General features: G+C 67.1%; 23 protein-coding genes and 1 pseudogene. 10 read left to right on the top strand and 14 right to left on the bottom strand.

Annotation, left to right across the window (positions count from 1 at the left end; translation table 11 throughout):
* Positions 1-26: 26 nt before the first annotated feature.
* The 5 genes from AO501_RS01205 to AO501_RS01225 form a co-directional block, all read right to left on the bottom strand.
* On the bottom strand, positions 27-770 hold the full coding sequence (locus tag AO501_RS01205; protein WP_197419727.1) for a PP2C family protein-serine/threonine phosphatase: 744 nt from the start codon (positions 768-770) through the stop codon (positions 27-29).
* Between the two features lie 11 nt (positions 771-781).
* Complete coding sequence (locus AO501_RS01210) at positions 782-2,137, bottom strand: aromatic ring-hydroxylating oxygenase subunit alpha (RefSeq protein ID WP_055575943.1); 1,356 nt, start codon at positions 2,135-2,137, stop codon at positions 782-784.
* Between the two features lie 9 nt (positions 2,138-2,146).
* A complete protein-coding gene (locus tag AO501_RS01215) occupies positions 2,147-3,907 on the bottom strand; it encodes an N-acyl-D-amino-acid deacylase family protein (protein WP_055575944.1) in 1,761 nt (586 codons plus the stop codon).
* 116 nt (positions 3,908-4,023) lie between these two features.
* The gene (locus tag AO501_RS01220; RefSeq protein ID WP_055575945.1) at positions 4,024-4,455 is read right to left on the bottom strand and encodes an ATP-binding protein; all 432 of its coding nucleotides are present in this window, start codon (positions 4,453-4,455) and stop codon (positions 4,024-4,026) included.
* A 48-nt stretch (positions 4,456-4,503) separates the two neighbouring features.
* Positions 4,504-4,881: an STAS domain-containing protein gene (locus tag AO501_RS01225; protein WP_055575946.1), complete on the bottom strand. Its 378-nt coding sequence runs from the start codon at positions 4,879-4,881 to the stop codon at positions 4,504-4,506.
* Between the two features lie 292 nt (positions 4,882-5,173).
* Between AO501_RS01225 and AO501_RS01230 the strand changes: the two genes are divergently transcribed.
* The 4 genes from AO501_RS01230 (at position 5,174) to AO501_RS01245 (ending at position 8,974) form a co-directional block, all read left to right on the top strand.
* The gene (locus AO501_RS01230; protein ID WP_055575947.1) at positions 5,174-6,223 is read left to right on the top strand and encodes an ABC transporter permease; all 1,050 of its coding nucleotides are present in this window, start codon (positions 5,174-5,176) and stop codon (positions 6,221-6,223) included.
* A gap of 3 nt (positions 6,224-6,226) precedes the next feature.
* A complete protein-coding gene (locus AO501_RS01235) occupies positions 6,227-7,219 on the top strand; it encodes an ATP-binding cassette domain-containing protein (protein ID WP_055575948.1) in 993 nt (330 codons plus the stop codon).
* A gap of 94 nt (positions 7,220-7,313) precedes the next feature.
* The gene (locus AO501_RS01240; RefSeq protein ID WP_231752293.1) at positions 7,314-8,396 is read left to right on the top strand and encodes a catalase family peroxidase; all 1,083 of its coding nucleotides are present in this window, start codon (positions 7,314-7,316) and stop codon (positions 8,394-8,396) included.
* The gene (locus tag AO501_RS01245; RefSeq protein WP_055575949.1) at positions 8,396-8,974 is read left to right on the top strand and encodes a cytochrome b; all 579 of its coding nucleotides are present in this window, start codon (positions 8,396-8,398) and stop codon (positions 8,972-8,974) included. Before AO501_RS01240 ends, AO501_RS01245 begins: the two co-directional genes overlap by 1 nt.
* Here AO501_RS01245 and AO501_RS01250 read toward each other — a convergent pair.
* Positions 8,955-9,896, bottom strand: a complete 942-nt coding sequence (locus tag AO501_RS01250; protein ID WP_055575950.1) for an alpha/beta hydrolase family esterase — start codon at positions 9,894-9,896, stop codon at positions 8,955-8,957. The genes AO501_RS01245 and AO501_RS01250 overlap by 20 nt on opposite strands.
* 58 nt (positions 9,897-9,954) lie before the next feature.
* Here AO501_RS01250 and AO501_RS01255 point away from each other — a divergent pair, with 58 nt between their 5' ends.
* Complete coding sequence (locus AO501_RS01255) at positions 9,955-10,428, top strand: MarR family winged helix-turn-helix transcriptional regulator (RefSeq protein WP_231752294.1); 474 nt, start codon at positions 9,955-9,957, stop codon at positions 10,426-10,428.
* Here the strand turns inward: AO501_RS01255 and AO501_RS01260 are convergent.
* The 5 genes and pseudogenes from AO501_RS01260 to AO501_RS01280 form a co-directional block, all read right to left on the bottom strand.
* The gene (locus AO501_RS01260; protein WP_156452246.1) at positions 10,310-11,725 is read right to left on the bottom strand and encodes an acyltransferase family protein; all 1,416 of its coding nucleotides are present in this window, start codon (positions 11,723-11,725) and stop codon (positions 10,310-10,312) included. The genes AO501_RS01255 and AO501_RS01260 overlap by 119 nt on opposite strands.
* A 72-nt stretch (positions 11,726-11,797) precedes the next feature.
* A pseudogene (locus tag AO501_RS39965) lies at positions 11,798-12,871 on the bottom strand (PE family protein); the annotation flags it as partial.
* Between the two features lie 16 nt (positions 12,872-12,887).
* On the bottom strand, positions 12,888-13,268 hold the full coding sequence (locus tag AO501_RS01270) for a hypothetical protein (RefSeq protein WP_055576148.1): 381 nt from the start codon (positions 13,266-13,268) through the stop codon (positions 12,888-12,890).
* An 80-nt stretch (positions 13,269-13,348) separates the two neighbouring features.
* On the bottom strand, positions 13,349-14,521 hold the full coding sequence (locus AO501_RS01275; RefSeq protein ID WP_055575953.1) for a sulfotransferase family protein: 1,173 nt from the start codon (positions 14,519-14,521) through the stop codon (positions 13,349-13,351).
* Positions 14,518-15,591 carry a DUF1214 domain-containing protein gene (locus AO501_RS01280; RefSeq protein ID WP_055575954.1) on the bottom strand — a complete coding sequence of 358 codons (1,074 nt, stop codon included), beginning with the start codon at positions 15,589-15,591 and terminating at the stop codon, positions 14,518-14,520. Before AO501_RS01280 ends, AO501_RS01275 begins: the two co-directional genes overlap by 4 nt.
* Positions 15,592-15,608: 17 nt before the next feature.
* Between AO501_RS01280 and AO501_RS01285 the strand changes: the two genes are divergently transcribed.
* Positions 15,609-16,211, top strand: a complete 603-nt coding sequence (locus tag AO501_RS01285) for a TetR family transcriptional regulator (RefSeq protein WP_055575955.1) — start codon at positions 15,609-15,611, stop codon at positions 16,209-16,211.
* Here the strand turns inward: AO501_RS01285 and AO501_RS01290 are convergent.
* On the bottom strand, positions 16,198-16,770 hold the full coding sequence (locus AO501_RS01290; protein ID WP_055575956.1) for a TetR/AcrR family transcriptional regulator: 573 nt from the start codon (positions 16,768-16,770) through the stop codon (positions 16,198-16,200). The two genes, AO501_RS01285 and AO501_RS01290, sit on opposite strands and share 14 nt — an antisense overlap.
* A gap of 148 nt (positions 16,771-16,918) precedes the next feature.
* On the opposite strand from AO501_RS01290, the gene AO501_RS01295 reads away from it, so the two are divergent.
* From AO501_RS01295 to AO501_RS01305, 3 genes are read left to right on the top strand one after another with little or no spacing between them, the layout of a single operon-like run.
* Positions 16,919-19,138, top strand: coding sequence for an acyl-CoA dehydrogenase (locus AO501_RS01295; protein ID WP_055576149.1), 2,220 nt, complete (start codon positions 16,919-16,921; stop codon positions 19,136-19,138).
* A 9-nt stretch (positions 19,139-19,147) separates the two neighbouring features.
* On the top strand, positions 19,148-20,356 hold the full coding sequence (locus AO501_RS01300) for a thiolase family protein (RefSeq protein ID WP_055575957.1): 1,209 nt from the start codon (positions 19,148-19,150) through the stop codon (positions 20,354-20,356).
* 1 nt (position 20,357) lies between these two features.
* Positions 20,358-20,765 carry a Zn-ribbon domain-containing OB-fold protein gene (locus tag AO501_RS01305; RefSeq protein ID WP_055575958.1) on the top strand — a complete coding sequence of 136 codons (408 nt, stop codon included), beginning with the start codon at positions 20,358-20,360 and terminating at the stop codon, positions 20,763-20,765.
* 73 nt (positions 20,766-20,838) lie between these two features.
* On the opposite strand, the gene AO501_RS01310 is transcribed toward AO501_RS01305, so the two are convergent.
* Positions 20,839-22,293, bottom strand: a complete 1,455-nt coding sequence (locus AO501_RS01310; RefSeq protein ID WP_055575959.1) for an aldehyde dehydrogenase family protein — start codon at positions 22,291-22,293, stop codon at positions 20,839-20,841.
* A 96-nt stretch (positions 22,294-22,389) separates the two neighbouring features.
* Positions 22,390-23,385, bottom strand: a complete 996-nt coding sequence (locus tag AO501_RS01315; protein ID WP_055575960.1) for a LacI family DNA-binding transcriptional regulator — start codon at positions 23,383-23,385, stop codon at positions 22,390-22,392.
* A 169-nt stretch (positions 23,386-23,554) separates the two neighbouring features.
* On the opposite strand from AO501_RS01315, the gene AO501_RS01320 reads away from it, so the two are divergent.
* On the top strand, positions 23,555-24,904 hold the full coding sequence (locus AO501_RS01320; protein WP_055575961.1) for an amidohydrolase family protein: 1,350 nt from the start codon (positions 23,555-23,557) through the stop codon (positions 24,902-24,904).
* Positions 24,905-24,906: the final 2 nt, after the last annotated feature.

The raw sequence follows: 24,906 nt of genomic DNA on the forward strand, positions 1-24,906 counted from the left end.
CTCTGTTGCAGCGCTTGGCGGCAGCGCTATTCGCGGTCTTCGTCGATATCGACGACGACCGCGGTGACGTTGTCCGGCCCGCCCGCCTGCAGGGCCGCCTCGATCAGCGCCTGGCACGCGTCGGCAGGCTCAGGATGGGAGTCCAGGATCTGCGCCAGGGATGGGTCGTCGACCACACCGTGCAGTCCGTCGCTGGACAGCAGGATCCGGTCACCGGGCAGCAGATCCACCGCCGCCGCGTCCGGTAGGGCTTGCGGGAACATCGCCACATGCCGGGTCAGTATCGCCCGCGCGGGGTGGCGCTCGGCTTCCTCGATCGAGACCTCGCCGGCGTCGATCATGTCCTGAATCACACTGTGGTCGCGCGTGATCTGCTGCAGGTTCTGTTCGCGGAACAGATAGGCCCGGCTGTCGCCCAGATGGCCGACCAGCGCCCGCCCGCCCGCTACCAGGACGGCCACCACTGTGGTGTTCGCGCCGGCGGCACGGTCGTCGGTGGCCGCGAAAGCCCGGAAATCATCGCAGTATTCGACGATGGCGCGGCCCAACAGGTCGGCGGCGGCCTCGCCGTCGAGGTCATCGGGTTTGAGATGCCGGTTCACATACGTCGGCAGCAATTCCACCACCAACGCGGCCGCCAGGGCGCCGTCGGTGCTGCACGCCACCCCGTCGGCCACGATGAACAGTGACCGCTCCGGATAGGCGCCCCAGCTGTCCTGGTTGGTTGCGCGGATCCGGCCGATGTCGGACAGGCCGGCGAATTTACGCACCCGGGCCGCCGTCATCGCGGACGGCCGGTGTCGCCGCCGGTCATCCGCTCGGATTCGGGCAGGTCGAGGTAGCGCTCCAGGTTGCGGTGCATGTTGATCACCCGGCGCTCTTCGTTGGACAGCACCAGGTGGGTGAAGCCGGGCTGATGCAGGCCACGCTGCAGGCCCGGAAGCACCCGGATGTCCTGGGTGAGCACAATGCCGGGCTCAGCGTCCGCGGCCGATATCCGGACGTCGGTCGGCTTGCTGCGGCCGGCGCCCGGCGGCATCCGCGTCATCAGGAACATGGTCAGCTCACCGTGGTCGGGATCGGCCCCGGGACGCGACGTCATGATGGTCAGGTGGTCGGCGTTGACCAGGAACGTCATGTTGGGGAACACGTTGTACTGGTGCAGGCGGGTCACCCGGTCGGTGTCGGCCCAGCCCAGATCGACCCCGCGACCGGCGGCAAACGCCCGGGTGCGTGCCGCGATCAGATCGGCGACGGTCTGTCCCGGCTCGCGTTGGTCGGCGGGAAACGGTGTGCCCTCAACCGCGCCCATCAGTGCGCCCTGGGTGTAAACGTAAGCCTCCCATACCTCTTCGTCGCTGAGCGCGCCCTCGAAGCGCGGGCTCTGCACCCCGTACGGCTGATCGGACTTACCCGCATGTCGCCAGATCTGCTGTGGCGCATGAACGTCATCGACACATCGCAACAACTCCGGGTGCAGCGTCTGGATGTGGTACGTCTCGCTGTAACCGTCCGCGATCGTCTTCCAGTTCGCCTCGACCTCGACGGTCAGCGTTGCGTAGCAACGGAAATCGTCGATATGACACCACGCGATGTCCTGAGGAATCTCATCCAGGTATTCGGAGAGCGCCATCGCGTCCAGATCCAGGTTCACGAAGACCATGCCCTCAAAGGCAGCTACCCGGGCCGGGACCAACGGGAAATCAGACATCCGCAGCGAGCCGAAACCTTTGCGGCCGGGCACCCGCTTGAGCGTGCCGGCCAGGTCCCAGGTCCACCCGTGGTAGCCGCACTTGAGTTCACGCAGCCCCGAACCCGAACCCACGCACAGCGAGTTGCCGCGATGGCGGCAGGCGTTCTGAAACGCGCGCAGCTCGCCGTCGTCGTCGCGGACGATCAACACACCGTATGGGCCGCAACGGTATTCGAAGTAGTCGCCCGGTTCGGCCACATGGTCGACCATGCAGGCCACCTGCCACACCTTCGGCCACATCCGCTCGACCTCCAGCGCGGCGAACGCGGGCGAGTAGTACCGCTCGGCCGGCACCCGGGTGGGCGAGGGCGGCGGGGTGCCGATCGCGTCCTCTCCGGCGCGGACGGGGGCCTTCGCGCCGGCGTGGACAAGGCGTGTCTTCACGAAGGCAGCTTAACGCGCCCCGCGTACCAGGCGGCCCGGACGGGCGCCGGTGTCGACGTCCTTGCGCCGGGTGACCGTGCCACTGACGATCGTGGCCGCATATCCGCTGGCGCCCTGCAAGATTCGGCGCCCACCGGCCGGCAGGTCATAGGCCATGGCCGCGGGGTGCAGAGTCAGGGCGTCCAGGTCGATGACGTTGAGGTCGGCCTTCTTGCCCGCTTCGATGGTGCCGCGATCGGTGAGACCGAACAGGTGGGCGGTGTCACGCGACTGCTTGCGGATCACGTACTCCAGCGAGAGCTTCTCGCCGCGGCTGCGGTCCCGGGCCCAGTGCGTCAACAGGAAGGTGGGATATGAAGCGTCGCAGATCATCCCGCAGTGGGCACCCCCGTCGGAAAGACCCAGCACTCCGGCGGGATGCAGCATCATCTCGCGGATCGCGTCGTGATTGCCGTCGGCGTAGTTGAACAGCGGCAACATCAGCATCGCCGTCGCGTCGCCCTCGAGCATCAGGTCGTACAGCGTGGACAGCGGGTCCTCACCGCGCGCGGAAGCGATCGCGGCGACTGTGCGGTCGGGGGTGGGCTCGTAGTCCGGCGGGTTGCCGAGCGCATACAGCCGTCCGAGCGAGTGCTGCACCATCGCGAACATGCCGTCGAACAGCACGCCCGGGTCCAGGGGCAGGTCGTCCTCGGACAGGATCGCGGCCTTCACCGCGGGATCGGCCAGGCGCTGGGCAAGCTCTTCGCGGCTGCACTCGGCTTTGAGCCGCCGGTAGGTGGGCCGGTGGGTGAAGCCGTGGTGACCCTGGAATCCGATCATCATGCCGAACGGTCGCGCGGCGATCTGTGGGTGCAACCGACTGCCTTCGGCCGCCGCGGCCGCCGAGACGTCCAACTGCTCGCGCCAGAGGTTCGGGTCGGCGTCGACCTGGATCAAAGCGAAGGACACCGGCCGGTCGATCTCCCGGCTCAACCGGCGCATCCAGTCCAGTTCCTTCTTGGGTCCGACGATGTCTTCACCCGCCGCCCCCTGCGGCGCCAGCTCGAACACCGCCTGGCCTCCGGCGGCCATCGCGCGGCCCAGTCCGAACAGCTCCTCTTCGGCGGCGAAGGTGCCCGGCACGGGTTCGCCGTCCATCGCCACATGCGCGAGGGTGCGCGACGTCGAGAACCCGAGCGCGCCGGCCTCCACCGCCTCCCGGACCAGCCTGCCCATCGCCTCGATGTCTTCAGGGGTGGCCGGCTCGTTGCGGGCGCCCCGCTCGCCCATCGCATAGGCGCGGACGGCGCCGTGGGCGACCTGGCTGCCGACGTCGACGGCGAACCGCTGCTTGCCGATCGTCTCGAGGTACTCGGGGTAGGTCTCCCAGCCCCAGGTGATGCCCTCGGTGAGCGCGGTGCCGGGGATGTCTTCGACACCCTCCATCAGCCTGATCAGCCAGTCCTCGGTACCGGGCCGGACGGGGGCGAAGCCGACCCCGCAGTTGCCGGTGACCACCGTCGTGACACCGTGCCCGCTCGACGGCTCCAGCAGGCTGTCCCAGCTGACCTGGCCGTCGTAGTGGGTGTGGATGTCGACGAAGCCGGGCGCGACCACGTGCCCCGTCGCATCGATGGTTTCCGCGGCCGCACCGGCGAGCCCGGGACCGTCGGCGTCGCGGCGCGCGACTTCGACGATCTTGCCGTCCTTGATGCCGATGTCGGCGCGATAGCGCTGCGCGCCGGTGCCGTCCACGACGGTGCCACCGGTGATTTTCAGATCGAACATGGGGGCCTCCGAGGCGGGAACCAAACACTGCTCATTACGCTACGACGCGTAGCGTATATAGCGACGTTAGGCGTCGCACCCGCCTCAGTCAATGAATCCGGACCAACTCTGGAGAGTCAGCGAGCGGGCGCGGTCAGGCGCTTCCACTTCAGCGTGACCTGGGTGCCGTGCGGCGTGCCCTGAATGTCCGCTTCGTCGGCCAGGACGCGCATCAGCGGGATACCGCGGCCCCGGGTCAGGTCCTTGGTCGCCCCGCGCTGGCGCCACCGGCCCCGATCCTGGACCGTGACGGCCAGAGTGTCCGATTTGGCGTCATAAGCCGCGCTGACGTCCATCGTCCCGGCATCCGGGGTGTCCCGATACGCGAATTCGGCGGCGTTTGCCAGGGCCTCGCTGACCGCCAGCACCAGGTCGCTGAACCGCTCGGCGCCCAGCGTGAAGTGCCGGTCGAGCCAGTTGCGGAACTCGACACGGATCCGGTGAGCGTTGAGCGCATCCGCAGCCACCCGCATACGGACAAAGCGGGACCGGTCGTCGAGAGGCGTCATGAGAGGGCCGACGGTCAGCGTGTCCTGCCCTCCCGGTTACAGGCAGGTTCAGGCACCGGCGATCCAGCTCAGCGCGTTATCCAGAGTGCGGTGCAACGACAGCAGGCTGTCGATACCCATCAGTTTGATCGGACGGCTGGTGGCCGGGCCGTCGGCCACGACCGCGAAGCGCGTCGGCGGCGCCACTTCGGCCTGTCCGTTGACCAGGACACTCAGTCCGGCAGAGGCCAGGAACTCGACCTTGGTGAGGTCGACGATCAATGCCGCCGGGCTGGGAGCCAGGGCCGTGTGTATCGCCTCGGCCAGCGCTGGAGCGCTGAGCATGTCCACTTCGCCCGAGACGGCGAGCACGACGGCACCGTCCGTCTCGTACTGTTCGACTTCGAATGGGGCTCGATTCACTGAATCGCCGGGTTGATCGACCATGCTGTATCTCAAATCCATCCTTGCGGGAAAACGCTACTTTTCAGACAACCACGCAAAACCGGGGCTGTTGCTTCAACCCGCCGAACACCGCCGGATCCTGCGCCGGCAAAAGCGGCGCGACGGCAGTTAACCGCTGCCAATTCTAGGTCACGCGGCAAAAACGCCCGAATCGCGCCGCGGGCCGGCCGCGTCCGGCCGGACATCGGCACTGGTGGGCCGGTCCATGACGCCACTCATCCGTTGTCTGACGAACCCCGCTCCCGGGGCTTGTGCACGTTGGTAGCGTCTGGGGATGCTCTTTGCTGCCCTGCGCGATATGCAATGGCGGAAGCGACGCCTCGTTATCGCCATTGTCAGCACCGGACTGATCTTCGGGATGACGCTCGTGATGAGCGGGCTGGCGAATGGTTTCACCGTGGAGGCCCGTAACACCGTCGATTCGCTGGGGGTTGACGCTTTCGTGGTGAAGGACGGCTCGGCCGGACCTTTCCTGGGGTCGACCCCGTTCCCCGACGTCGATCTGGCCAGGGTGAGAGGCGAGGCCGGAGTTTCGGCGGCGGCGCCGCTGGGTTGCGTCGGGACGATCATGAGAGAGGGCACGTCGACGCGGAACGTCACGGCCTTCGGGGCGCCCGAGCACGGGCCCGGTATGCCACAGGTTTCGGAAGGCCGGGCGCCCTCCCGGCCCGACGAGGTCGCCGCCTCCAGCGTCTTGGGCCGCCACCTCGGCGACACCATTCAGGTGGGTGCGCACACCTTGAAGATCGTCGGCATCGTGCCCAACTCGACGGCGCTGGCGAAAATCCCCAACATCTTCCTGACCACCGAGGGCCTGCAGCAGGTCGCCTACAACGGACAGCCCATGGTCACCTCGATCGGCATCGACGGCACCCCGCGGGCACTCCCGGACGGCTACCGCACCTTCGACCGCGACGGCGCCGTCAAGGACTTGATCCGCCCGTTGAAGGTGGCGGTGAACTCGATCACGATCGTGGCGATCCTGCTGTGGATCGTGGCGGTGCTGATCGTCGGATCGGTGGTGTACCTGTCTGCGCTCGAGCGGGTGCGCGACTTCGCGGTGTTCAAGGCGATCGGCACACCGACGCGGTCGATCCTGGCCGGGCTGGCGTTGCAGGCGCTGATCGTCTCGCTACTGGCCGCGGTGGTAGGCGTTATCCTTTCCAAGCTGTTGGCGCCGTTGTTCCCGATGGTCGTCGCAGTGCCGTCACTCGCCTATGTGCTACTTCCGGTGGTCGCGATCGTCATCGGCCTGCTGGCCAGCCTCGCCGGGCTGAGACGGGTGGTGGCCATTGATCCCGCTCTCGCATTCGGAGGTCCCTGACCGGTGGGTGATCTGAGCATTCAGAACCTGGTCGTCGAGTACTACAGCGGCGGCTATGCCCTGCGACCGATCAACGGGTTGAACCTCGATGTGGCGTCCGGGTCGCTGGTGATCCTGCTCGGACCGAGCGGGTGCGGGAAGACGACACTGCTGTCCTGCCTGGGCGGCATTCTGCGGCCGAAGTCCGGGGCGATCAAGTTCGACGATCTGGACATCACGACCCTCGACGGCGCGGCGCTGGCGAAGTACCGGCGGGACAAGGTCGGCATCGTCTTTCAGGCGTTCAACCTGGTACCGAGCCTCACCGCACTGGAGAACGTGATGGTGCCGATGCGCGCGGCCGGGATGTCCCGGGCCGCTTCGCGCAAGCGTGCCGTGGAGTTGCTGGAGCGCGTCAACCTCGGTGACCGGATGAAGCACCGCCCCGGGGACCTCAGTGGCGGGCAGCAGCAACGCGTCGCCGTCGCCCGCGCGATCGCCCTGGATCCGCCGTTGATCCTGGCGGACGAACCCACCGCTCACCTCGATTTCATTCAGGTCGAGGAGGTGCTGCGGCTGATCCGCGAACTAGCCGACGGTGACCGGGTAGTGGTGGTGGCAACCCACGACAGCCGAATGCTTCCACTGGCCGACCGCGTCGTCGAGCTGACGCCCGACTTCGCCGAGACGGACCGGGAACCGGAAACGGTGGAGCTGGCGGCCGGCGAGGTGTTGTTCGAGCAGAGCACGATGGGCGAGCTGATCTACGTGGTGAGTGAGGGCGAGATCGAGATCGTGCACGAAATGGCCGACGGCGGTGAGGAACTGTTCAAGGTGGTCGGACCCGGAGACTACTTCGGTGAGATCGGGGTGCTGTTCCACCTGCCGCGCTCGGCCACCGCGCGTGCCCGCACCGCGGCGACCGTCGTCGGCTACACGGCGCCGGCGTTTCGGGAGCGGCTGGGCACCGGCGGGCTGCGGGACCTGATCGAACACCGCGCGCTGGGCAGCGACTGAATCACCGGTTGAACGGATCACGGCGGCGCTTCGTGGTGCGGTGTGAGCACCGATCCCTGAGACTGTGTCGGGACAGCTCAGAGAGGACGGCGGAATGGAACCGCGCGACGACGACGAGTCCCGGGGGCGCTCCGCGCTGAGCCGGCGAGGGGCGCTGCTGGGGATGGGCGCGGTGGCCGGGTTCGCCGCGGTGGACGTCGGCGCGTTCGTCTACGCCGGTGGCTGGCTGCGGCCCGACACGCTGACCCCGGGACGGTTCACCGATCGTTTCGAGGATATTTACGGCCGCCACAACGGCTTTCGCCGCAACCACGCCAAAGGGCTCAGTGCCACCGGCACTTTCGAGAGCAACGGATCGGGTGTGAGCATCTGCCGGGCGACGGTGTTCAGGCGCGGCACGGTACCGGTGATCGGCCGGTTCTCGCTGGGCGGCGGGCTACCCGATCAGCCCGACAAAGCCGACACCGTCCGTGGTCTGGGCCTGTTGTTGCAGACATCGGACGGCCAGCAGTGGCGCACCGCCATGATCAACCTCCCCGTCTTCACCGACAGCACGCCGCAGGGGTTCTACGAGCGACTGCTGGCCGGTAAACCGCAACCCGACACCGGCAAACCGGACCCGCAGCTCATGGCCGCGTTTCTGCAGCGCCATCCGGAGACCGCGGCGGCGATGAAGATCATCAGGCAGTCACCACCCAGCGCAGGTTTCGCCGACAGTACATTCAACGGGCTCAATGCTTTTCGCTTCACCAGCGAGTCCGGTGCAACCGTTGCGGTGCGGTGGTCCGTGATTCCGCTCGACAACGGCGGCCCGGCCGCCACGCCCCCGCCGACCGACAAGGACTACCTGTTCGACGAACTCATCCGCACGGTGGCGCAGCGACCGGTGCGCTGGCGCCTGGTCCTGACCGTCGGTGAGCCCGGCGATCCCACCGACGACGCGACCAGGCCCTGGCCTGCGACGCGCCGCACCATCGATGCCGGCACCATCATCATCACCGCGGTACAGACCGAAGCGCCCGGCAACGCCAGGGATATCAACTTCGACCCGACCGTACTTCCGGACGGCATGGCTCTGTCGGATGATCCGATTCCCAAGGCCCGGGCCGGCGTGTACGCGCGCTCCTTCACCCGGCGTGCCGGAGAACCGAAGTCGCCCAGCGAAGTTCGCGTCTGATGGCCGAGAAGAAAGCCGCTGCACCACGTTTCGCGCTCCCGTCACGGATTCTGCACTGGCTGATGGCGCCGATGGTGATCGCCCAACTGCTCATCGGCGTGACGATGGTCGCGTCGCTGAGCCTCTACCCGCTGCTGCTGGCCATCCACCGCCCGCTGGGTGTGCTGATCCTGATCTTCGCGGTGATCCGCCTGATCAACCGGTGGACCCACACCCTGCCGCCGTTCCTGGCCACCATGGGCCCCGCCGAACGCCGCATCGCCTCGTATTCGGAGTATCTGTTGTACGGGTTGCTGTTCGTTCAGCCGCTGACCGGGTGGGCGATGCTGTCGGCGGCACGCAACCCGATCGTGTCGCTGGGCCCGTTTCACCTGTTCGGCATCGCGCCACACAACATCGACGTCTACTCGATGCTGCGCCAGGCCCACGGGCTCTTCGCCCTACTGCTATTCCTGGCCTTCACCGCACATGTCAGCGCGGTGCTGTTCCACACCTTCGTCTTGCGCGACCGGATCATCGACCGAATGGCAGTGTGGCCCAGCAGGAATCGGCAGCCGGTCAGCGGTGGTGCTGACTGAAGAATTGCCAGATGGTGTCGGTGGCGTCCAGCGCCGTGGACGGTTCGGGCAGGCCCAACCGCTCCAAGATGGGGCCACGGACGCCACCGGGCCACTGATGGCCGGCGTCTGCCACCGAAATAAGCTCGACGGTGCGCCCCTCGGGACACCCGGCCGTCTCGGTGGTCACCGCGCCGGCGGTTGCCGACGTCGGCGCCGCGCAATTGTCGATAGTCCGCCATGCGGCGGCCACCATGGGTACCGGCGGTCCGTCGACCCGCGGACTTCCGTTGACTTTCAAGGCCTTTCCGGGCCCCCCGTTGTAGGGCACGCTCGCGTCGGCGGTGCCGTGGATCTGTAGTACCGACGTCGGGCGCGCCCGTGAACAATCGGTGACCAGGGTGCCTGCGACGGGTGCAATCGCGGCGAACAGGTCCGTCTCACACGCCATCCTCAGCGCCATCATGGCGCCGTTCGACATTCCGGTGACGTACACGCGCGCCGCATCAACGGACGTCTGGCCCTTGATTGCGGCGACGACCGCGCTGATGAATCCGACGTCATCGAGATTGGTCTCGGACGGATTGCCGCAGCACGAACCGGCGTTCCAGGCGCGGCCCAGGCCGTCGGGGTAGACGACCAGAAAATGCCCTTTGTCGGCCTCGGTATCCCAGTGGTAGGAACCTTCGGCCTGGGCGCCGCTGCCGAAACCGCCGTGCAGCATCACCACCAACGGTGCGGCATCCGTCAACGCTTGCGGCCGGTACACATTGAATGTTCGGGTGGCGCCGGCCCACTCGATGCTCTGCGAGGACTTGCCCACCGGGATGGCCGGGTGCTCGGGCGACCCGACGGCGTGGCCACCGCCGAAACAACCACCCAGCAGGACGACCAGGACTGCGATGAGGGCAACGACGCAGGCCCGGGCTTGTCGAGATGCCATCAATCCATGGTGACAGCCCCGCCGAAGAATGACAAGTTACTTGTCAAAAATTGATTTGATGGCAGACTCTGCAGTCATGCCACGTCACGACGCCCAGTGGGAACCGACGGTGCCCGCTCTGGTGCAGCGGTTGGCGGCTGCCGGTCGCCCGCGGCTCAAGCATGCTTTCGCAGTCGCCGGGCTGGACGGGATTCGGCCGGCGCAGGCAGTCGCGCTGGTGCCGTTGGCGACCGGTGGACTGCACGCCTCGGATCTGGCCGACCGGCTGGGGGTGAGTCGCCAGGCGGTGGCCCAGGCCGTCACGGCGCTGGAGCGGCACGGCTACGTGACCCGTGGGCCGAACCCCGACGACGCGCGCACCAGAATCATCGAGCTCACTCCGCGCGGTCGTCAGACGCTACGCGTGATGCGTTCTACCGCAGTGGAATTAGAGGCGAGTTGGGAGCGGAAACTCGGCCGGCGCCGGCTCGGGGAACTGCGCGCGACGCTGCAGTTGCTGCTGGCCGGCCCGGCTTCCGAAGACGACCGGTGATGCCGGCCGCCGGCACTTGGACGGTCAGCAGCCGGGCAGCCAGCAACGCGGCGAGCATCACCGCGACGCAGACCAGGCCGTCGTCCTTGAGTCCCCACTTCACCGCGGCCAGCAACGCCGCGCCCGCGACACACAGCAGGGTGCCGACCATCCGGCTGCGCCGGACCGACGGGGCCGCGGAGGCGCCGTCCCAACCGGGCAGCGGGTTGTTCTCCAGCGGGCGCAGCGCCACGAACAGCACTGCCACCACACCGATCATTATGAAGAGCTGCTCGAACGTGACGGCGAGAAAGTCCGGCCGGCCCGGGTAGCGCGGGTGCCCGAAGCTGTCGAAGAGCACGTGCACGGCCAGCAGTGCCGGCATGTGCCACAGGTACAGGGTCATCGCGCCGGAGTTGCCGATCGCCGTGAACCACCACACCCGCGGCCGCCGCGCCCACCGGTTGATCGCCGGTGCCGCGGCGATGGCCAACGCGCTCAACACAATCGCGTGCCCGGCGAGCAACAGTGACGGGGGGCTCATGTTGGGCAGGCGCATGCCCTCGATGCCGACCAGGCTCAGCTCGTAGGGGCCCCAGTTCAGCAGCGCGATGTTGACTGCCAGCATTGCCGCGGCAGTCGCCAGTGCAGCACGTCCGGTGAGCAGTCCCCGGCGGTAGACCACACCGAACATGCCGGGAATCAGCCAGACCGCCATATTGAGGTAGCCGAGTGGCGCCACCGCCCAGTGCAATCGGGCGGCGTCAATGACCGCGGCCAGGGTGTAGACCCCGACGACCCCGGCCACCAGACGGGCCGGTGTGGTGATCCGCGACAACACCGGCATCGCCGCCAACACCAGCACGTAAACCCCCAGGAACCAGAGCAATTGGATGCTGATTCCAGCAACCGGCTCGTAAACATGTTGGGGCAGAACGGGATAGAGCGCCATCAGAGCGACTGCCCAGAATGCCAAGTAGTAGAACACCGGCCGGAACAGCCTCGTGCAGCGCTTCATCAACCAGGCGCCCCAGCTACTACCGGGCTGCCAGGACGTCACGCATGCGGCGGTGCCGGCGAAGAAGAACAGCGGCATGATCTGGAAGATCCAGGTCAGCGCCTGGAATCCCACCGATGTGGTGAGCAGGTTGTCCCAGATCAGCACACCTCCTCGGATGGTGCTGATGGCCATCACGGTGTGGCCGGTCACCACGCCGATCAGGGCGGTGATACGGATGACGTCGATAGCGCGATCACGGTCGGAGGGGGTGCGCGCGTCCAGTTCGGTGGGGCTGGGAAAGCCCATCAAAGTGGTCATTCAAGCAGCTTTGCCGCTCGGCGCGGGGCGGCGCCTGCGTAGTTCTACCCGTCTCGGCGGGTAGCTCTACGGGCCGAGCCCGTCCGCGCCCTGTACTCCGGCGCTTCCGAGATATTGGCCGGCACTGCCGCCCGCGCCACCGTGCGCCGGGTCGAAACCGGCGCCGCCGGCACCGCCGTCGCCACCGTCGCCGACGAACTGCGCGCTGCCGCCGCTGCCGCCGGCTCCGCCCGACCCGTTGACGACGGAGGCTTCCCCGCCCTGGCCACCCCGGCCACCGTTGCCGAACTGCCCGCCATCACCGCCGTCACCGCCGACCCCGCCGCGCAGGGACGTGCTGGATCCGAACCCGTCGCCGCCGGCTCCACCGCTGCCGAAGAACTGGCCGCCGTTGCCGCCGTTGCCGCCGTCACCACCGCCCGCGGGACCGAAGGCGCCGGCGCCGCCGGCTCCGCCATTGCCGAACCACCCGGCGCTGCCGCCCTGGCCGCCCCAGCCGCCGGTCATGTTGGCACCGCCCAGTCCGCCTTGTCCGCCGGCCCCGCCGTTACCGAACAGCCATCCGCCGGATCCGCCGTTGCCGCCGGGAGGCGCGATCTTGTTGATTGCGGTGCTGGCACCGCCCTGACCGCCGCTGCCGCCATTGCCGATGAATCCCGCGGAACCACCGCGGCCGCCGAACTGGCCGGGTCCGCCGGAGCCGCCGTTGCCGCCATTGCCGAACAACAGCCCGCCCGCCCCACCGGCCTGACCGGTTCCCGGGGCGCCGTCGGCTCCGTTCCCGATCAGTGGACGGCCGGTGGCCGCCTGGGTCGGCGCATTGACGGCGTCGAGCAGGGCTTGCGGCGCGCCCTGCAGCAACGCGGCGATGTTCGTCGACTCCGCGGCGGAGTAACTGCCTCCTGCGGCATTGAGTGTCTGCACGAACTGTTCGTGAAAGACGGACAGCTGGGCGCTGGCCAATCGATACGCCTGGGCGTTGCGGCTGAACGCCGCCGCCACCGCGGCCGACACCTCGTCGGCACCGGCTGCCAGCACGTGAGACGCCGGGCCTGCCGCGTTCGCGGCGTCCAGCGCCGTGCCGATGCGGGCCATATTCGTTGCCGCTGCGGCCAGCAACTCCGGCACGGCCGTCAGATAAGACAATTCGCGGCCCCCGGCCTCACATCGGCGCGGCGTGCAGAGTCAGGGTGAAGAAGAGATAGGCGATGCAGAACAGGAAGTTGAGGGCCACGAGTATCAGGCCGGCGCAGATGACCGCGTGCCGGCACCGGCGCTGTAGGTGCGTCGTTCTGGCGGCCTTCTTCTCCCGGAGGTACTGAGTAGCGATCAGGGCGAAGTTGACGTCGGTCAACTCCCGGTCAGCCACGGTTGTTCCGGTCACCAACTGTTGCAGGCGCTTCGGCGGGACGTGCACGCCGACTTGCGCGAAGCTTCGGCTGAGCCGTCGCGCTTGCCTGCGGCCGAGGTACTGACCTCGCATCTGTAGCTGGTGCGAGAGTCTCCGTCGTTCGTCGCCCCACGGGTTCGACGGGGTCGTCACAAGCGGGAAGTCTATGTCGTAGATCACACTTTGGGGGACATAACAAATTCATTTCTTCGATCGATTTCGGCGCGGGCCCCTCAGCGCAGCTGTTCGGTGGGTACCGCGTAACGCTCCTGGTAGGCACTCACCCGCTCCCGAACCCCGCCGGCGATCAGGCCGGTGTCCGACCAGGTGTAGCGACCGCGCCCGCCGTCGCCGGGATGGGCTGCCAGAAAATCGCGCATCCGTTGCTCGGCGCTCGGGGTCAGTTCGCGGCCCAGCTTCCGATAGATGCCGCGGATCGTGGTCCAGGGATCGCTGATGAAGTCCGCGTAATGGATGTCGATCACCTGGTCCGTGGGGAGCTTGCCGCTGTCGCGCAGCGCCATCTCGCGATCGAGCCCGACGGCGATCTCTTCATAGGACTGGGCCGCGCACTCGGTAATGTCGGGTTCGTCGCTGGCCATCCGGCGCAGGTGGTGGGTCAGGGCGGCGATCGACGAGATGACATTGAGCGGATCCCGATGCGTCTGCACGATCAACGCGTCCGGGTACTCGGTGAACAAGGTGTCAAGCTGCCACAGGTGTGCCGGCGACTTAAGTAGCCACTGGCCGGGCACTCCGGATTGCAGGTGCTGCAGGAAGATTCGGTGGAAGCGGTAGGCGCCTGCGTGGTCTGCCTCATAGAGCAACCAGCGGTAGTAGCCCGGCAGCCGGTACTGGACCGAGAAGATCATGCTGGTGAACTCGCAGGCGGTGATGCGAACACACTCCTGGCCCACCAGTGCGCCCATCGGATGGAACGCCATGAAACCCGGGATGATCTGCTCGGACATCTCAATGGCGGCCTGGGCGGCCGCGATCCGCGGGTCGTCATGGTAGGTCTCGGGCCGGGGCACCGGGCAGGGCGCGTCGACCTCCCAGGTCAGTGGCGCCCGCAGGTCTGGGTCCTGGGCGAGCAGGTCATAGAGAATGGTGGTCCCGGTGCGGGGCTGGCCGACGATGACGATCGGCGCATCGATCCCTTTGGTCGCGACCTCCGGATGTTGCTTGCGCCAGTCGATCACGTCGAGGCGGTTCTTCAGGGCACGCATCAGGTCGAGGTAGGCGACCTCCACGCCGATGGGCGACAGCCGTGCCTCGTTGACGAGCCCGTCGGCGACCAGCTCGAGTCCGTGCTGCCAGCCGTCAGCACCGAAGTCCTCATGACCCGTTTCCTCGCACGCGGTCGCGATGAGCCGGTCCGGCGCGAACCGCTCCTGCAGCGTCACGGTTGCTCTCCTCGATTGCGCACCGACACCGAGACGTCCGGTGGTGACGGATTGTCCAGCCAGCGCAGGACGATGAAGCCGCGATGACGGCCGCCGGTGTCCAGCCAGTGGCCGAAACCGAAGTCCTGAGCCGAGATTGCGATGCGCACCCGCCCGTCGGCGTCGGGTTGAACACCGCGGTTCGTCACTGAGCTGTGCCGCCGGCGCGGCTCGAGGCATTCGTGCCAGATGCTCTCCAGCGTGACGTTCCAGTACCGGGTGTCGGGCGGGGCGATGTCGAGTATGAGGGCCTGGTCCGGGTCGAGACGGAACGTGCCGATCATGTAGAGGTTGTCCGGGGTGGTGTCGGCCGATCCCAGGTCGGCCGCCTCGGCGGTCACCAGCGTATTGGGGTGATCGAGGAGTTCCGGCTTGATCGTGCGATGCAGTGTCACCAGCTTCATCAGGGTCCAGGCCATTGCGGTGAACTGATCGGCCAGCTCGCTCTGGGTCACCGGCGCCACCGGGTCCGCGTCCAGGGCTTCGATGTGCAGGGTGGCCAGCCCTTCGGCGGCGCGGTCGCCGATGTACTCCCGGACGACGAGGGACGACGCGTCCGCGGGGATCTGCAGCCAGTGCGCGCCCGCCCTGGCGGCAGGCTGGTCGTCGGACAGGATGATCTCGAATTCGTCTGACCCCAGCCCGGTATCGCTCAGGTACGCCGCCATGCGTCTGGGCGTCAGCCCGGTGCCGGCGAGTATCTGGAAACCGAGATAGGCGCTGGTGCCCCGGGTGCCGGTGATCCGGTAGCGCCGATCGCCACGGATCATCGCGAGGTAGTAGTTGCCGTCGGGGTTGGGGCCACCGATCATCCGGTTGGGCGTGGACATGTCGAAGAACGACGGCTGCGCGGTGTCCGCTTCGACGGACAGCTGCGAGCACAGCGAAGACACCCGCGCGATCACACGCAACCCCTCGAGCAGTTCACGCTCGGATTCGGCGTCCTCGGTCACGACGTTGGTCGCGTTGACCAGCATCTGCTGGAAGAACTGCCACGCGGCGAGCGCCTCCGGCGCCTCGACTTGAGTCATAGTCTCATAATTAGACTATGACTCAGCAGTTGACCAGTACTTCGCGCGAATCGTTGTCCGCACGGCGGCGAGCCGCGACACGTCAGCGCATCGCGGCAGCCGCGGCACAGTTGGTTGCCGAGGTGGGGCTGGCGGGGGCCACTGCGGAGCGCATCGCGGACGCGGCCGACATCGGGCGTGCCACCTTCTTCCGCTACTTCAATTCCAAGGAAGACGCCGTCGCGGAAGGTGTGAACGTCGACTGGCTGCAGCGGATCACCACCGCACTGGCCGGCCAGCCGGGTGAGCTGTCCGCCATCGAGGCTGTCGTCGGCGCGTTCGGTGACCTCGCCGACGGTTTTCCCGAGATCGAGAACCAGGTGCGCGAATTGGCCATGCTCACCCGATCTTCGGAGACGTTGGACGCCTGGACCCTGCATATCTATGTGCGGTACGAGGCGGTGATCGCCGACCTGATCGCACCGCGGCTGCCGGAGTTGGTTCCGCAGGATCCCCGGCCCCGTCTGATCGGTGCGCTGGCGATGGCCACCGTACGGCTCGCCCTCGACGACTGGCTGTTGCACGGGGGGTCACTGCCCGACCGGGTGCGTCAGGGACTGGGGGCGATCACGATCGGATGAGTGACGCGACGATGAGGCGGGTCGTGTGTTCCGCGCGTCGCGGCGAATAGCGTTGTGCATCAGAGAGAATCGGATATACGACGCCCCCGACGATCGCGTCCGCGGCCGACTCGGCGGTGGCCTCGTCGATGTCGTCGGCCAGCAGGCGGGTCCGGACGCTGTCGTGCAGGGGCGTGCTGAAACCGGCGCGAAGTTTGACGGCGGTGTCCTCGTGCTCCATCCCCGCAGCGGTCAGAATCCGCAACATCGCCGCACCGCGGTCGGTGGTCAGCGTGGTGGCGAGCTTGCCCACCCACTCCACGAGATCGGCGGCCAGGTCGCCGGTGTGATTCATCGAGGCGAGGATCCGGTCGGCGTCTTCGAGCATGACGTCGGCGACGAGGGCGGGACGGCTGCGCCACCAGCGGTAGATGGTCTGTTTGCCCACTCCGGCCCGGGCGGCGACCGCTTCGATGCTCAGACCGTCGAAGCCGCGCTCGAGCAGCAACTCACGCGTGGCGGCCACGATCGCCGTGCGCGACTTCTCGCTGCGGCGCCGAGGCGTGAGATCGGTGGGCATCGCTCGCCTTTACAGAACAGGACCCGGCAACGTAATCTTCGACAAGACGAGACGGTTCGTCTTGTAAGGGGAGAGGATAGCAGTCTGTGCGGCCGAAGCCGAGCCCTTGCACTCCGGGCACCACCGACCGGCCGACCGGGTCGGCGTCGTGACCCTCGGGCTGACCGCGGAGCAGCTGCAGCTCAGCGATGCCGTTGGGCAGTTCGCGGCACGCCATGCCCCGATCGCCGCGACCCGGGACAACTTCGAGGCGCTCGCCGCAGGCAAGTTGCCGCAGTGGTGGGAAGCCCTCGTCGACAACGGTTTTCATGCGGTTCACCTGCCGGAGCAGCTGGGCGGCCAGGGAGGGCGATTGGTCGACTGCGCCTGCGTGCTGGAAGCTGCGGCCAAGGCGCTGTTGCCCGGCCCGCTGCTGCCGACCGTGACCGCGGGTGCCGTGGCCTCGCTGGCCGACCCGACACCGGCAGCGGAGTCACTGGTGCGCCGCCTCGCCGCGGGGGCGCCGGCCGCGGTCATCCTGCCCGGCAATGGGGATTTCCGCGCGCGTCCGGATGGTGAGGGCTGGGTGGTCTCCGGCGTATCCGATGTCACCGCCGGTGTGTGCTCGGCCCAGGTCGTTCTGGTGGCGGCCAGTACCCCGGACAACGACGTCGTGTGGGTCGTCATCGATTCTGAAAATTGTTCGGCTGCAACCGAACCCGAGAACGGCACCGACATCGTCACTGACGTCGGACGGTTACGCCTGACCGAATACGGCGCCGCCGGGGTTCTCACCGGCATCGACCCGGACCGGGCGGAGTGCGTGGCGGCGGCGCTGGTGGCCAGCACGACGGCCGGCCTGACCCAGTGGTGCGTGGAGGCGGTCACCGCACATCTGCGCATTCGCGAACAGTTCGGCAAGGTGATCGGCACCTTCCAGGCCCTGCAGCACAGCGCGGCGATGTTGTTGATCAACAGCGAACTTGCGACGGCGGCAGCCTGGGACGCGGTGCGGGCCAACGGCGAATCGCTCGACCAGCACCGGATCGCCGCCGCCGGGGCCGCGGTGATCGCGATCTCGCCGGCCCCGGATCTGGTGCTGGACGCGCTGACGATGTTCGGTGCCATCGGCTTCACCTGGGAGCACGACGTGCATCTGTACTGGCGCCGCGCCATCAGCCTGGCGGCGTCGATCGGACCGGCCAACCGGTGGGCCCGCCGGCTGGGGCGGCTCACCTGCACGCAGCAACGCGACATGTCGGTCAACCTGGGTGACGCCGACGCGGAGTTCCGGTCACAGGTGGCTCACACCTTGGACGCCGCCATGAAATTGAGCAATGACCAGCCCGGGCGGCAAGGCGATTACGAGGACTTCAAGACCGGTCCGCAACGCACGCTGATCGCCGAGGCGGGTCTGATCGCACCGCACTGGCCGAAGCCGTGGGGACTCGACGCCGGGCCGCTGCGTCAACTCATCATCGACGACGAGTTCGCCAGGCGGCCCGAGCTGGTGCGGCCGTCCCTGGGTATCGCCGAGTGGATCCTGCCCTCGGTGCTGAAGGCGGCGCCGGAAGACCTGCAGGAGAAGCTGATACCACCGACCCAGCGGGGGGAGATCGCGTGGTGCCAGCTGTTCAGCGAGCCCGGCGCCGGGTCTGATCTTGCGGCGCTGGCCACCCGCGCCACCAAAGTAGACGGTGGCTGGAAGATCAACGGGCACAAGATATGGACGTCGGTCGCGCATCGCGCAGACTACGGCGCGCTGCTGGCCCGCACCGACCCGGCGGCCAGCAAGCACCGTGGCATCGGCTACTTCATCCTGGATATGCGATCGCCGGGGATCGAGATCCAGCCGATCAAGACCGCGACGGGCGAGGCTCACTTCAATGAGGTCTTTCTCGACGACGTCTTCATACCGGACCACATGCTGCTCGGAGACCCGGTCGGCGGCTGGAACCTGGCGATCGCCACGATGGCCGAAGAGCGTTCGGCGATCAGCGGATACGTCAAGTTCGACCGCGCCGCCGCGCTGCGCCGGCTGGCGTCCGAACCCGGGCCTGACCGTGACGACGCCCTGCGCGCACTCGGAGAGCTCGACGCGTACACCAACGCCATCAAGGCGCTGGGCGTGCGCGAAACCATCCGGCTCCTCGACGGCCAGCCGTCCGGACCGGCTTCCAGCATCGCCAAGGTTGCGATGAATGTGTTGCTGAGACGCACCTTTGAGGCGACGTTGCAGCTGACGGGCCGCCTGGCGATGGTTGCCGACTCCGATCCCGCCATCGTCGAGCCGTATCTGCACCTTCCTGCTGAATTGATCGGTGGGGGGACCCGCGAGATTCAGCTGAACATCATCGCCCAGATGATTCTCGGCCTACCGCGAAAATAAGGACACGGCATGGGATTACGCGGAGAAGCCGCCATCGTCGGTTATGTCGAGCTACCGCCCGAACGGCTCACCAAGGCGTCGCCCGCCCCGTTCGTGCTCGAACAGTGGGCCGAACTCGCCGGCGCCGCACTCGACGATGCGGGCCTGACGGGTGATGTCGTCAACGGCATCGCCACCTCGCACCTGGCGGAGTCGCAGATCTTCGTTCCCTCCACGGTCGCCGAATACCTGGGCATACCAGCGCGATTCGCCGAGTTGGTGGACCTCGGCGGGGCCAGCGCCGCCGCGATGGTGTGGCGGGCAGCCGCGGCGATCGAACTCGGAATCTGCGATGCCGTGCTGTGCGCGCTACCGGCGCGCTACATCACCCCGTCGTCCAGGAAGAAGCCGCGCCCAATGGTGGACGCGATGTTCTTCGGTTCGTCGAGCAACCAGTACGGTTCTCCGCAAGCCGAATTCGAGATTCCCTACGGCAACCTTGGTCAGAACGGGCCCTACGGTCAGGTCGCTCAGCGCTACGCCGCCGTGTACGGATACGACGAGCGCGCGATGGCCAAGATCGTCGTCGACCAGCGCGTCAACGCCAACAACACTGAGGGCGCCATCTGGAAAGACAAGCCCCTGACCGTCGATGACGTGTTGGCCAGCCCGGTGATCGCGGATCCGCTGCACATGCTGGAAATCGTGATGCCGTGTGTCGGCGGCGCGGCGGTGGTGGTCGCCAATGCCGACCTGGCCCGGCGCGCCAGACACCGACCGGTGTGGATCAAGGGATTCGGCGAGAACGTGCCGTTCAAGACGCCGACCTACGCCGAAGACCTGTTGAACACGCCGATGGCCGCCGCGGCCGAGACCGCCTTCGCCATGACCGATCTGAGTCGCGAACAGATGGACATGGTGTCGATCTACGACTGCTACACCATCACCGTCATGCTCTCGCTCGAAGACGCGGGCTTCTGCGAGAAGGGAACGGGTTTGAAGTTCATCGCCGAGCACGACCTGACATTCCGCGGTGACTTCCCGCTCAACACCGCCGGCGGCCAACTCGGATTCGGGCAGGCCGGCCTGGCGGGCGGCATGCACCACGTCTGCGATGCCACTCGCCAGATCATGGGCCGCGCCGGCGCGGCGCAGGTCGCCGACTGCAACCGTGCCTTCGTGTCCGGCAACGGCGGGATCTTGTCCGAGCAGACTGCGCTCGTGCTGCAGGGAGACTGACATGAACTTCGACCGCCCGATGCCCGTCAAAACACCGACGACGGCGCCGTTCTGGGACGCGCTGGCCCAACACCGAATCGTCATTCAGTACTCCCCGTCGTCGCAGAGTTACGTGTTCTATCCGCGGGTGCGGGCGCCGCGCACCCTGGCCGACGACTTGGAGTGGCGCGAGATCTCGGGCATGGGGACGCTGTATTCCTATACCGTCGCGCGACGGCCGGTCAGTCCGCACTTCGCCGACGCGGTTCCGCAACTCCTGGCCATCGTCGAATGGGACGAGGGCCCAAGGTTTTCCACCGAGATGGTGAACGTCGAGCCGGAAGCGCTCCGGGTCGGCATGCGGGTGCGGCCGGTGTTTTGCGACTACCCCGAGCACGATGTCACGATGCTGCGCTACGAGCCCGCCTAAGCGGCCGAGCAGACGCAAAATCGCGTTTATCCGGCCCGATTTATGCGATTTTGCGACTGCTCGCGGAGGGTGGTTACATCTGCGCCCAGACGATTTTGGTCTGCAGGTAGGTCTCCAGTCCGGCCTTGCCGGACTCGTAACCCCACCCGGACTGCTTGTAACCGCCGAACGGCATCGAGTGGTCGAACTGCATCTGGCAGTTCAGGCCCACCGTTCCGGCCTTGAGCCGCTTGGCGATTCGGTGAGCGCGGCCCAGGTCGCGGGTCCATGCGGTGGCGGCCAGGCCGTAGGTGGTGTCGTTGGCCAGCGCCACCGCTTCGTCCTCGTCGTCGAACGGGATGACCGCGACCACCGGTCCGAAGATCTCCTCCTGGAACAGGCGACTGGTGGTGGCGACGTTGGTCAGCACGGTGGGGCGCACGAAATAGCCCTTGCGGTCTACACGATTGCCGCCGGTGACGACCTCGACGCCGTCGGAGCGGCCCTGATCGAGGTAGCCCAGCACGCGGGTGAGTTGCTTCTGGCTGATCAGCGGGCCGATGAGACTGCCCTCGTCCTTCGGGCCGCCCTGCGGCAGCCCGTCCGCCACCTTTGCCAGGCCGTCCACGAACTGGTCGAAGATGCCGCGCTGCACGAAGATTCGCGATCCGCACACACAGGCCTGCCCGGAGTGGATGAAGGTGCCGAACGCGGCCATCGGTACGGCTTTGGACAGGTCGGCGTCGTCGAACACCACCACCGGCGACTTGCCGCCCAGTTCCAGAGTGACCTTTTTCAAGTTGCTTTCGCCGGCCGCGTGCACGATGGCCCGGCCGACCTCGGTGGAGCCGGTGAAGGCGACCTTCTCGACATCGGGGTGCGCGGTGATGGCCGCGCCGGCGGTGTGGCCGTTACCCAGCACCAGGTTCGCCACACCCTCGGGTACGCCGGCCTCGTGCAGGATGTTGTCCAGCACCAGCGCCGAAAGAGGCGTCTCCTCAGCGGGTTTGACGACGCTGCTGCAGCCGGCCGCCAGGGCCGGAGCGAGCTTGCAGCAGAAATTGAAGACCGGCCCGTTCCACGGGAAGATCAGGCCCACCACGCCGTAAGGCTCTTTGAGGGTGTAGGCGTGCTGGTGTGAGTCGATGCCGGTGAGACCGCCGGTGTGTACGTCGGCCGCGATGCCCTCGATCTTGGTGCACCAGCCCGCGTAGTAGCGGAAGAACTCCGATCCCACGGTCACGGTGCCCCGCGCCTGCATCGGCGTCATGCCGGCGTTCAACGATTCCAGTTCGGCCAGCAAGTCGGCGTTCTGGTCGATCAACTCGCCGACCCGCCAGAGGATCTTCGCCCGCTCGCTGGGCGGCTTGTCCCGCCAGACTCCGGCTTCGAAGGATGCCTTCGCCCGCGCGACAGCGTCGTCGACAGCCTCGGGGCCGCAGTCCTTGAACTCGGTGACCTGCTCCTCGGTGGCGGGATCGACAACCGTGATCAGTTCGCCGGTGCCGGGGCGCTCCCGGATCTCGTCCAATACGGCCTGGACCGTCATCGGTACTCCTCCTTGAGTATCTGACTCGTCAAGGCGAGGTTATGCGCTTAACCAAGAGATGTCCAGACCCTGGATAGTCGATCGGCTATCCCGAGGCTAGGTCGATGCCCGCACCACGACGCGGGCGATATCGGTGATGTCCGGAGACGCCGGGGCCGGGTAGCCCAACCGTTCGTAGATTGCCGCGATCGCGGCGTCGGCGACCGCGCGTGGATCGAACTGGACCGAGGTCAGGGGCGGCGTGCTCACCTCGCCCATCGGGCTCGCGTCGACGCCGATCACCGCGAGGTCGCCGGGACACTGCAATCCCGCCTGGTGGATGCCGTACAGAATCAGGCACGCGATGTCGTCGCTCTGCGCGCACACCGCGGTCACGCCGTCGCGGACCCAACTGGCCACGACATCGGCCGCGTTGTCGATGGTGACGGTGGCGACGCGTACCGGCGGCAGGCCACGCGATTGCGCCGCGCGGCTGACGCCGTCGAGCCAGTAGTCACCCAGGGCGCGCCATTTGGGTGTCCCTCCGTAGGCATAGGCAATCTGCCGGTGGCCCCGCGAGACGAGGTGGGCCACCCGCATTTCGCCGACCGCCAGATGCGGATCGCCCAGGGCGGGCAGGCTGCCGATGTCGATGTGCGGGATACCCGCCGCCTTGACCGCGGCCGCCGCCGCCTCGCTGAGCGGGAACAGGCTGGCCACCGCGACCGGGTCGAGATTCTCGATGGCGTCGACGACGTGATTGTCGTCTTCGGTTTCGAAGATCTGAACCTGGAGCAACCCGAGTCGCGCCAGTTCGGTCGTCATCCGGCTACCGGCCTGCATCGGCATGTCGCCCACGGCCACGTGCGGGACGACATAGAGGACGACGCCGCCCTTGCCGCGCGCGAGATTGCGGGCCGCAATGTTGGGGCGGTAGCCGAGCAATTTCGCAGCGCGGTTGACCGCGTCCCGGGTCTGCGGCGAGATCCTGCGCCCCTCGGCGTTGTTCAGCACGTAGCTGACCGTCGCGGTGGACACGTCCGCCAGGCGGGCGACATCGGCGGTCGTGGGTCGGGCACCCCTGACCGTGCTCAACTCGTCACCGACCGGCATGCCTCATGGTGGCACGCGTGTCAACTCGTTAGCGCAGCACTTCTTTGTGGACTAATAGTCCGCTGTCAGCGCACGGTCAGGCGGACCATAGCGGGGTGCCACATGCTATAGCGGCTGGCACCCTCCGTCTGACATCATGGCCTAGTAGTCACTCATCGGGGAGCGCGATATGAACAAAGACGACCTGATTCTGATCAGCGTTGATGACCACATCGCCGAACCTGCCGACATGTTCGACGCCCATGTCCCGGCCAGGTACAACCACCTCGCGCCACGGGTGGTGACCGAGCCCGACGGCGTCCAGCAGTGGTACTACGGCGACATTCGCGGCCGGAACATGGGGCTCAACGCCGTGGCCGGCAAACCCCGCGAGATGTACAACGTCGACGCTTCCCGCTACGACGAGATGCGGCCTGGCTGCTTCAACGTCGACGAGCGGGTACGCGACATGAACGCCGGCGGCCAGTTGGCCGGTCTGAATTTCCCGAACTTCACCGGGTTCTCCGGCCAGGTGCTCAACCAGGGCCCGGACCGCGACGTCAACCTGGTGATGATCAAGGCCTACAACGACTGGCACGTCGACGAGTGGTGCGCGGCATACCCGGGCCGGTTCATCCCGTGCGGCATTCTCCCGCTCTACGACGTGGCCGAAGCGGCTAAAGAAGTAAAGCGATTGGCGGACAAAGGCTGTCACGCGGTGACGTTCTCGGAGAATCCAGAAGCGCTGCAGATGCCCAGCATTCACACCAGGTACTGGTACCCGCTGTTCGAAGCCGTCTGTGAGAACAGAACAGTGCTGTGCACCCACGTGGGTTCCGCTTCCCGCTCGCCGATGGTGTCGATGGATGCGCCGGCCAGTGTGATGATGACCGCGTCGTCGATGATGAGCATGTTCACCTTCACCGAACTCATCTGGGCTCAATTCTGGGCCGACTTCCCGGAGCTGAAGTTCTCACTCACCGAAGGCGACATCGGTTGGATGCCGTATTTCCTGTGGCGCGCCGAGCATGTCTACCAACGGCATTCGGGCTGGACGCTGGCCACCTTCCCGCCGGGCTACGATGGCCCGCTCGATGTGTTCCAGCGCCACTTCTACACCTGCTTCATCAGCGACAAGGTCGGCGTGCGCAACATGGACTGGTTCAACGCGGACATGGTGTGCTGGGAGTCGGACTTCCCGCACTCGGACAGCAACTGGCCGTTCGCGCCAGAGGATGTCATCGAGACGATGGGCCACCTCGGCGACTCGGTCATCAACAAGATCACGCACGAAAACGCGATGGCCGCCTATTCATTCGATCCGTTCCGGCACATCCCGAAAGAGCACGCCCGCGCCGGACAGCTACGCGGCCAGGCCACTGACGTCGACGTGGTGACGCACGTAGGCCATCAGGCCAGCCAGCGTGACCGCGATGCGTGGACTCGGATGACGACCTTTGCTTTGCAGGCCCAGAGCGCGACACCGGTGACCGCGGAAGCGACCGGTATCGCCGGGCGAGCTACGACACTGGGTAACTGAGC

This window comes from Mycobacterium gordonae (assembly GCF_001417955.2).
In the GTDB taxonomy this organism is placed as follows: Bacteria; Actinomycetota; Actinomycetes; order Mycobacteriales; family Mycobacteriaceae; genus Mycobacterium; species Mycobacterium gordonae_B.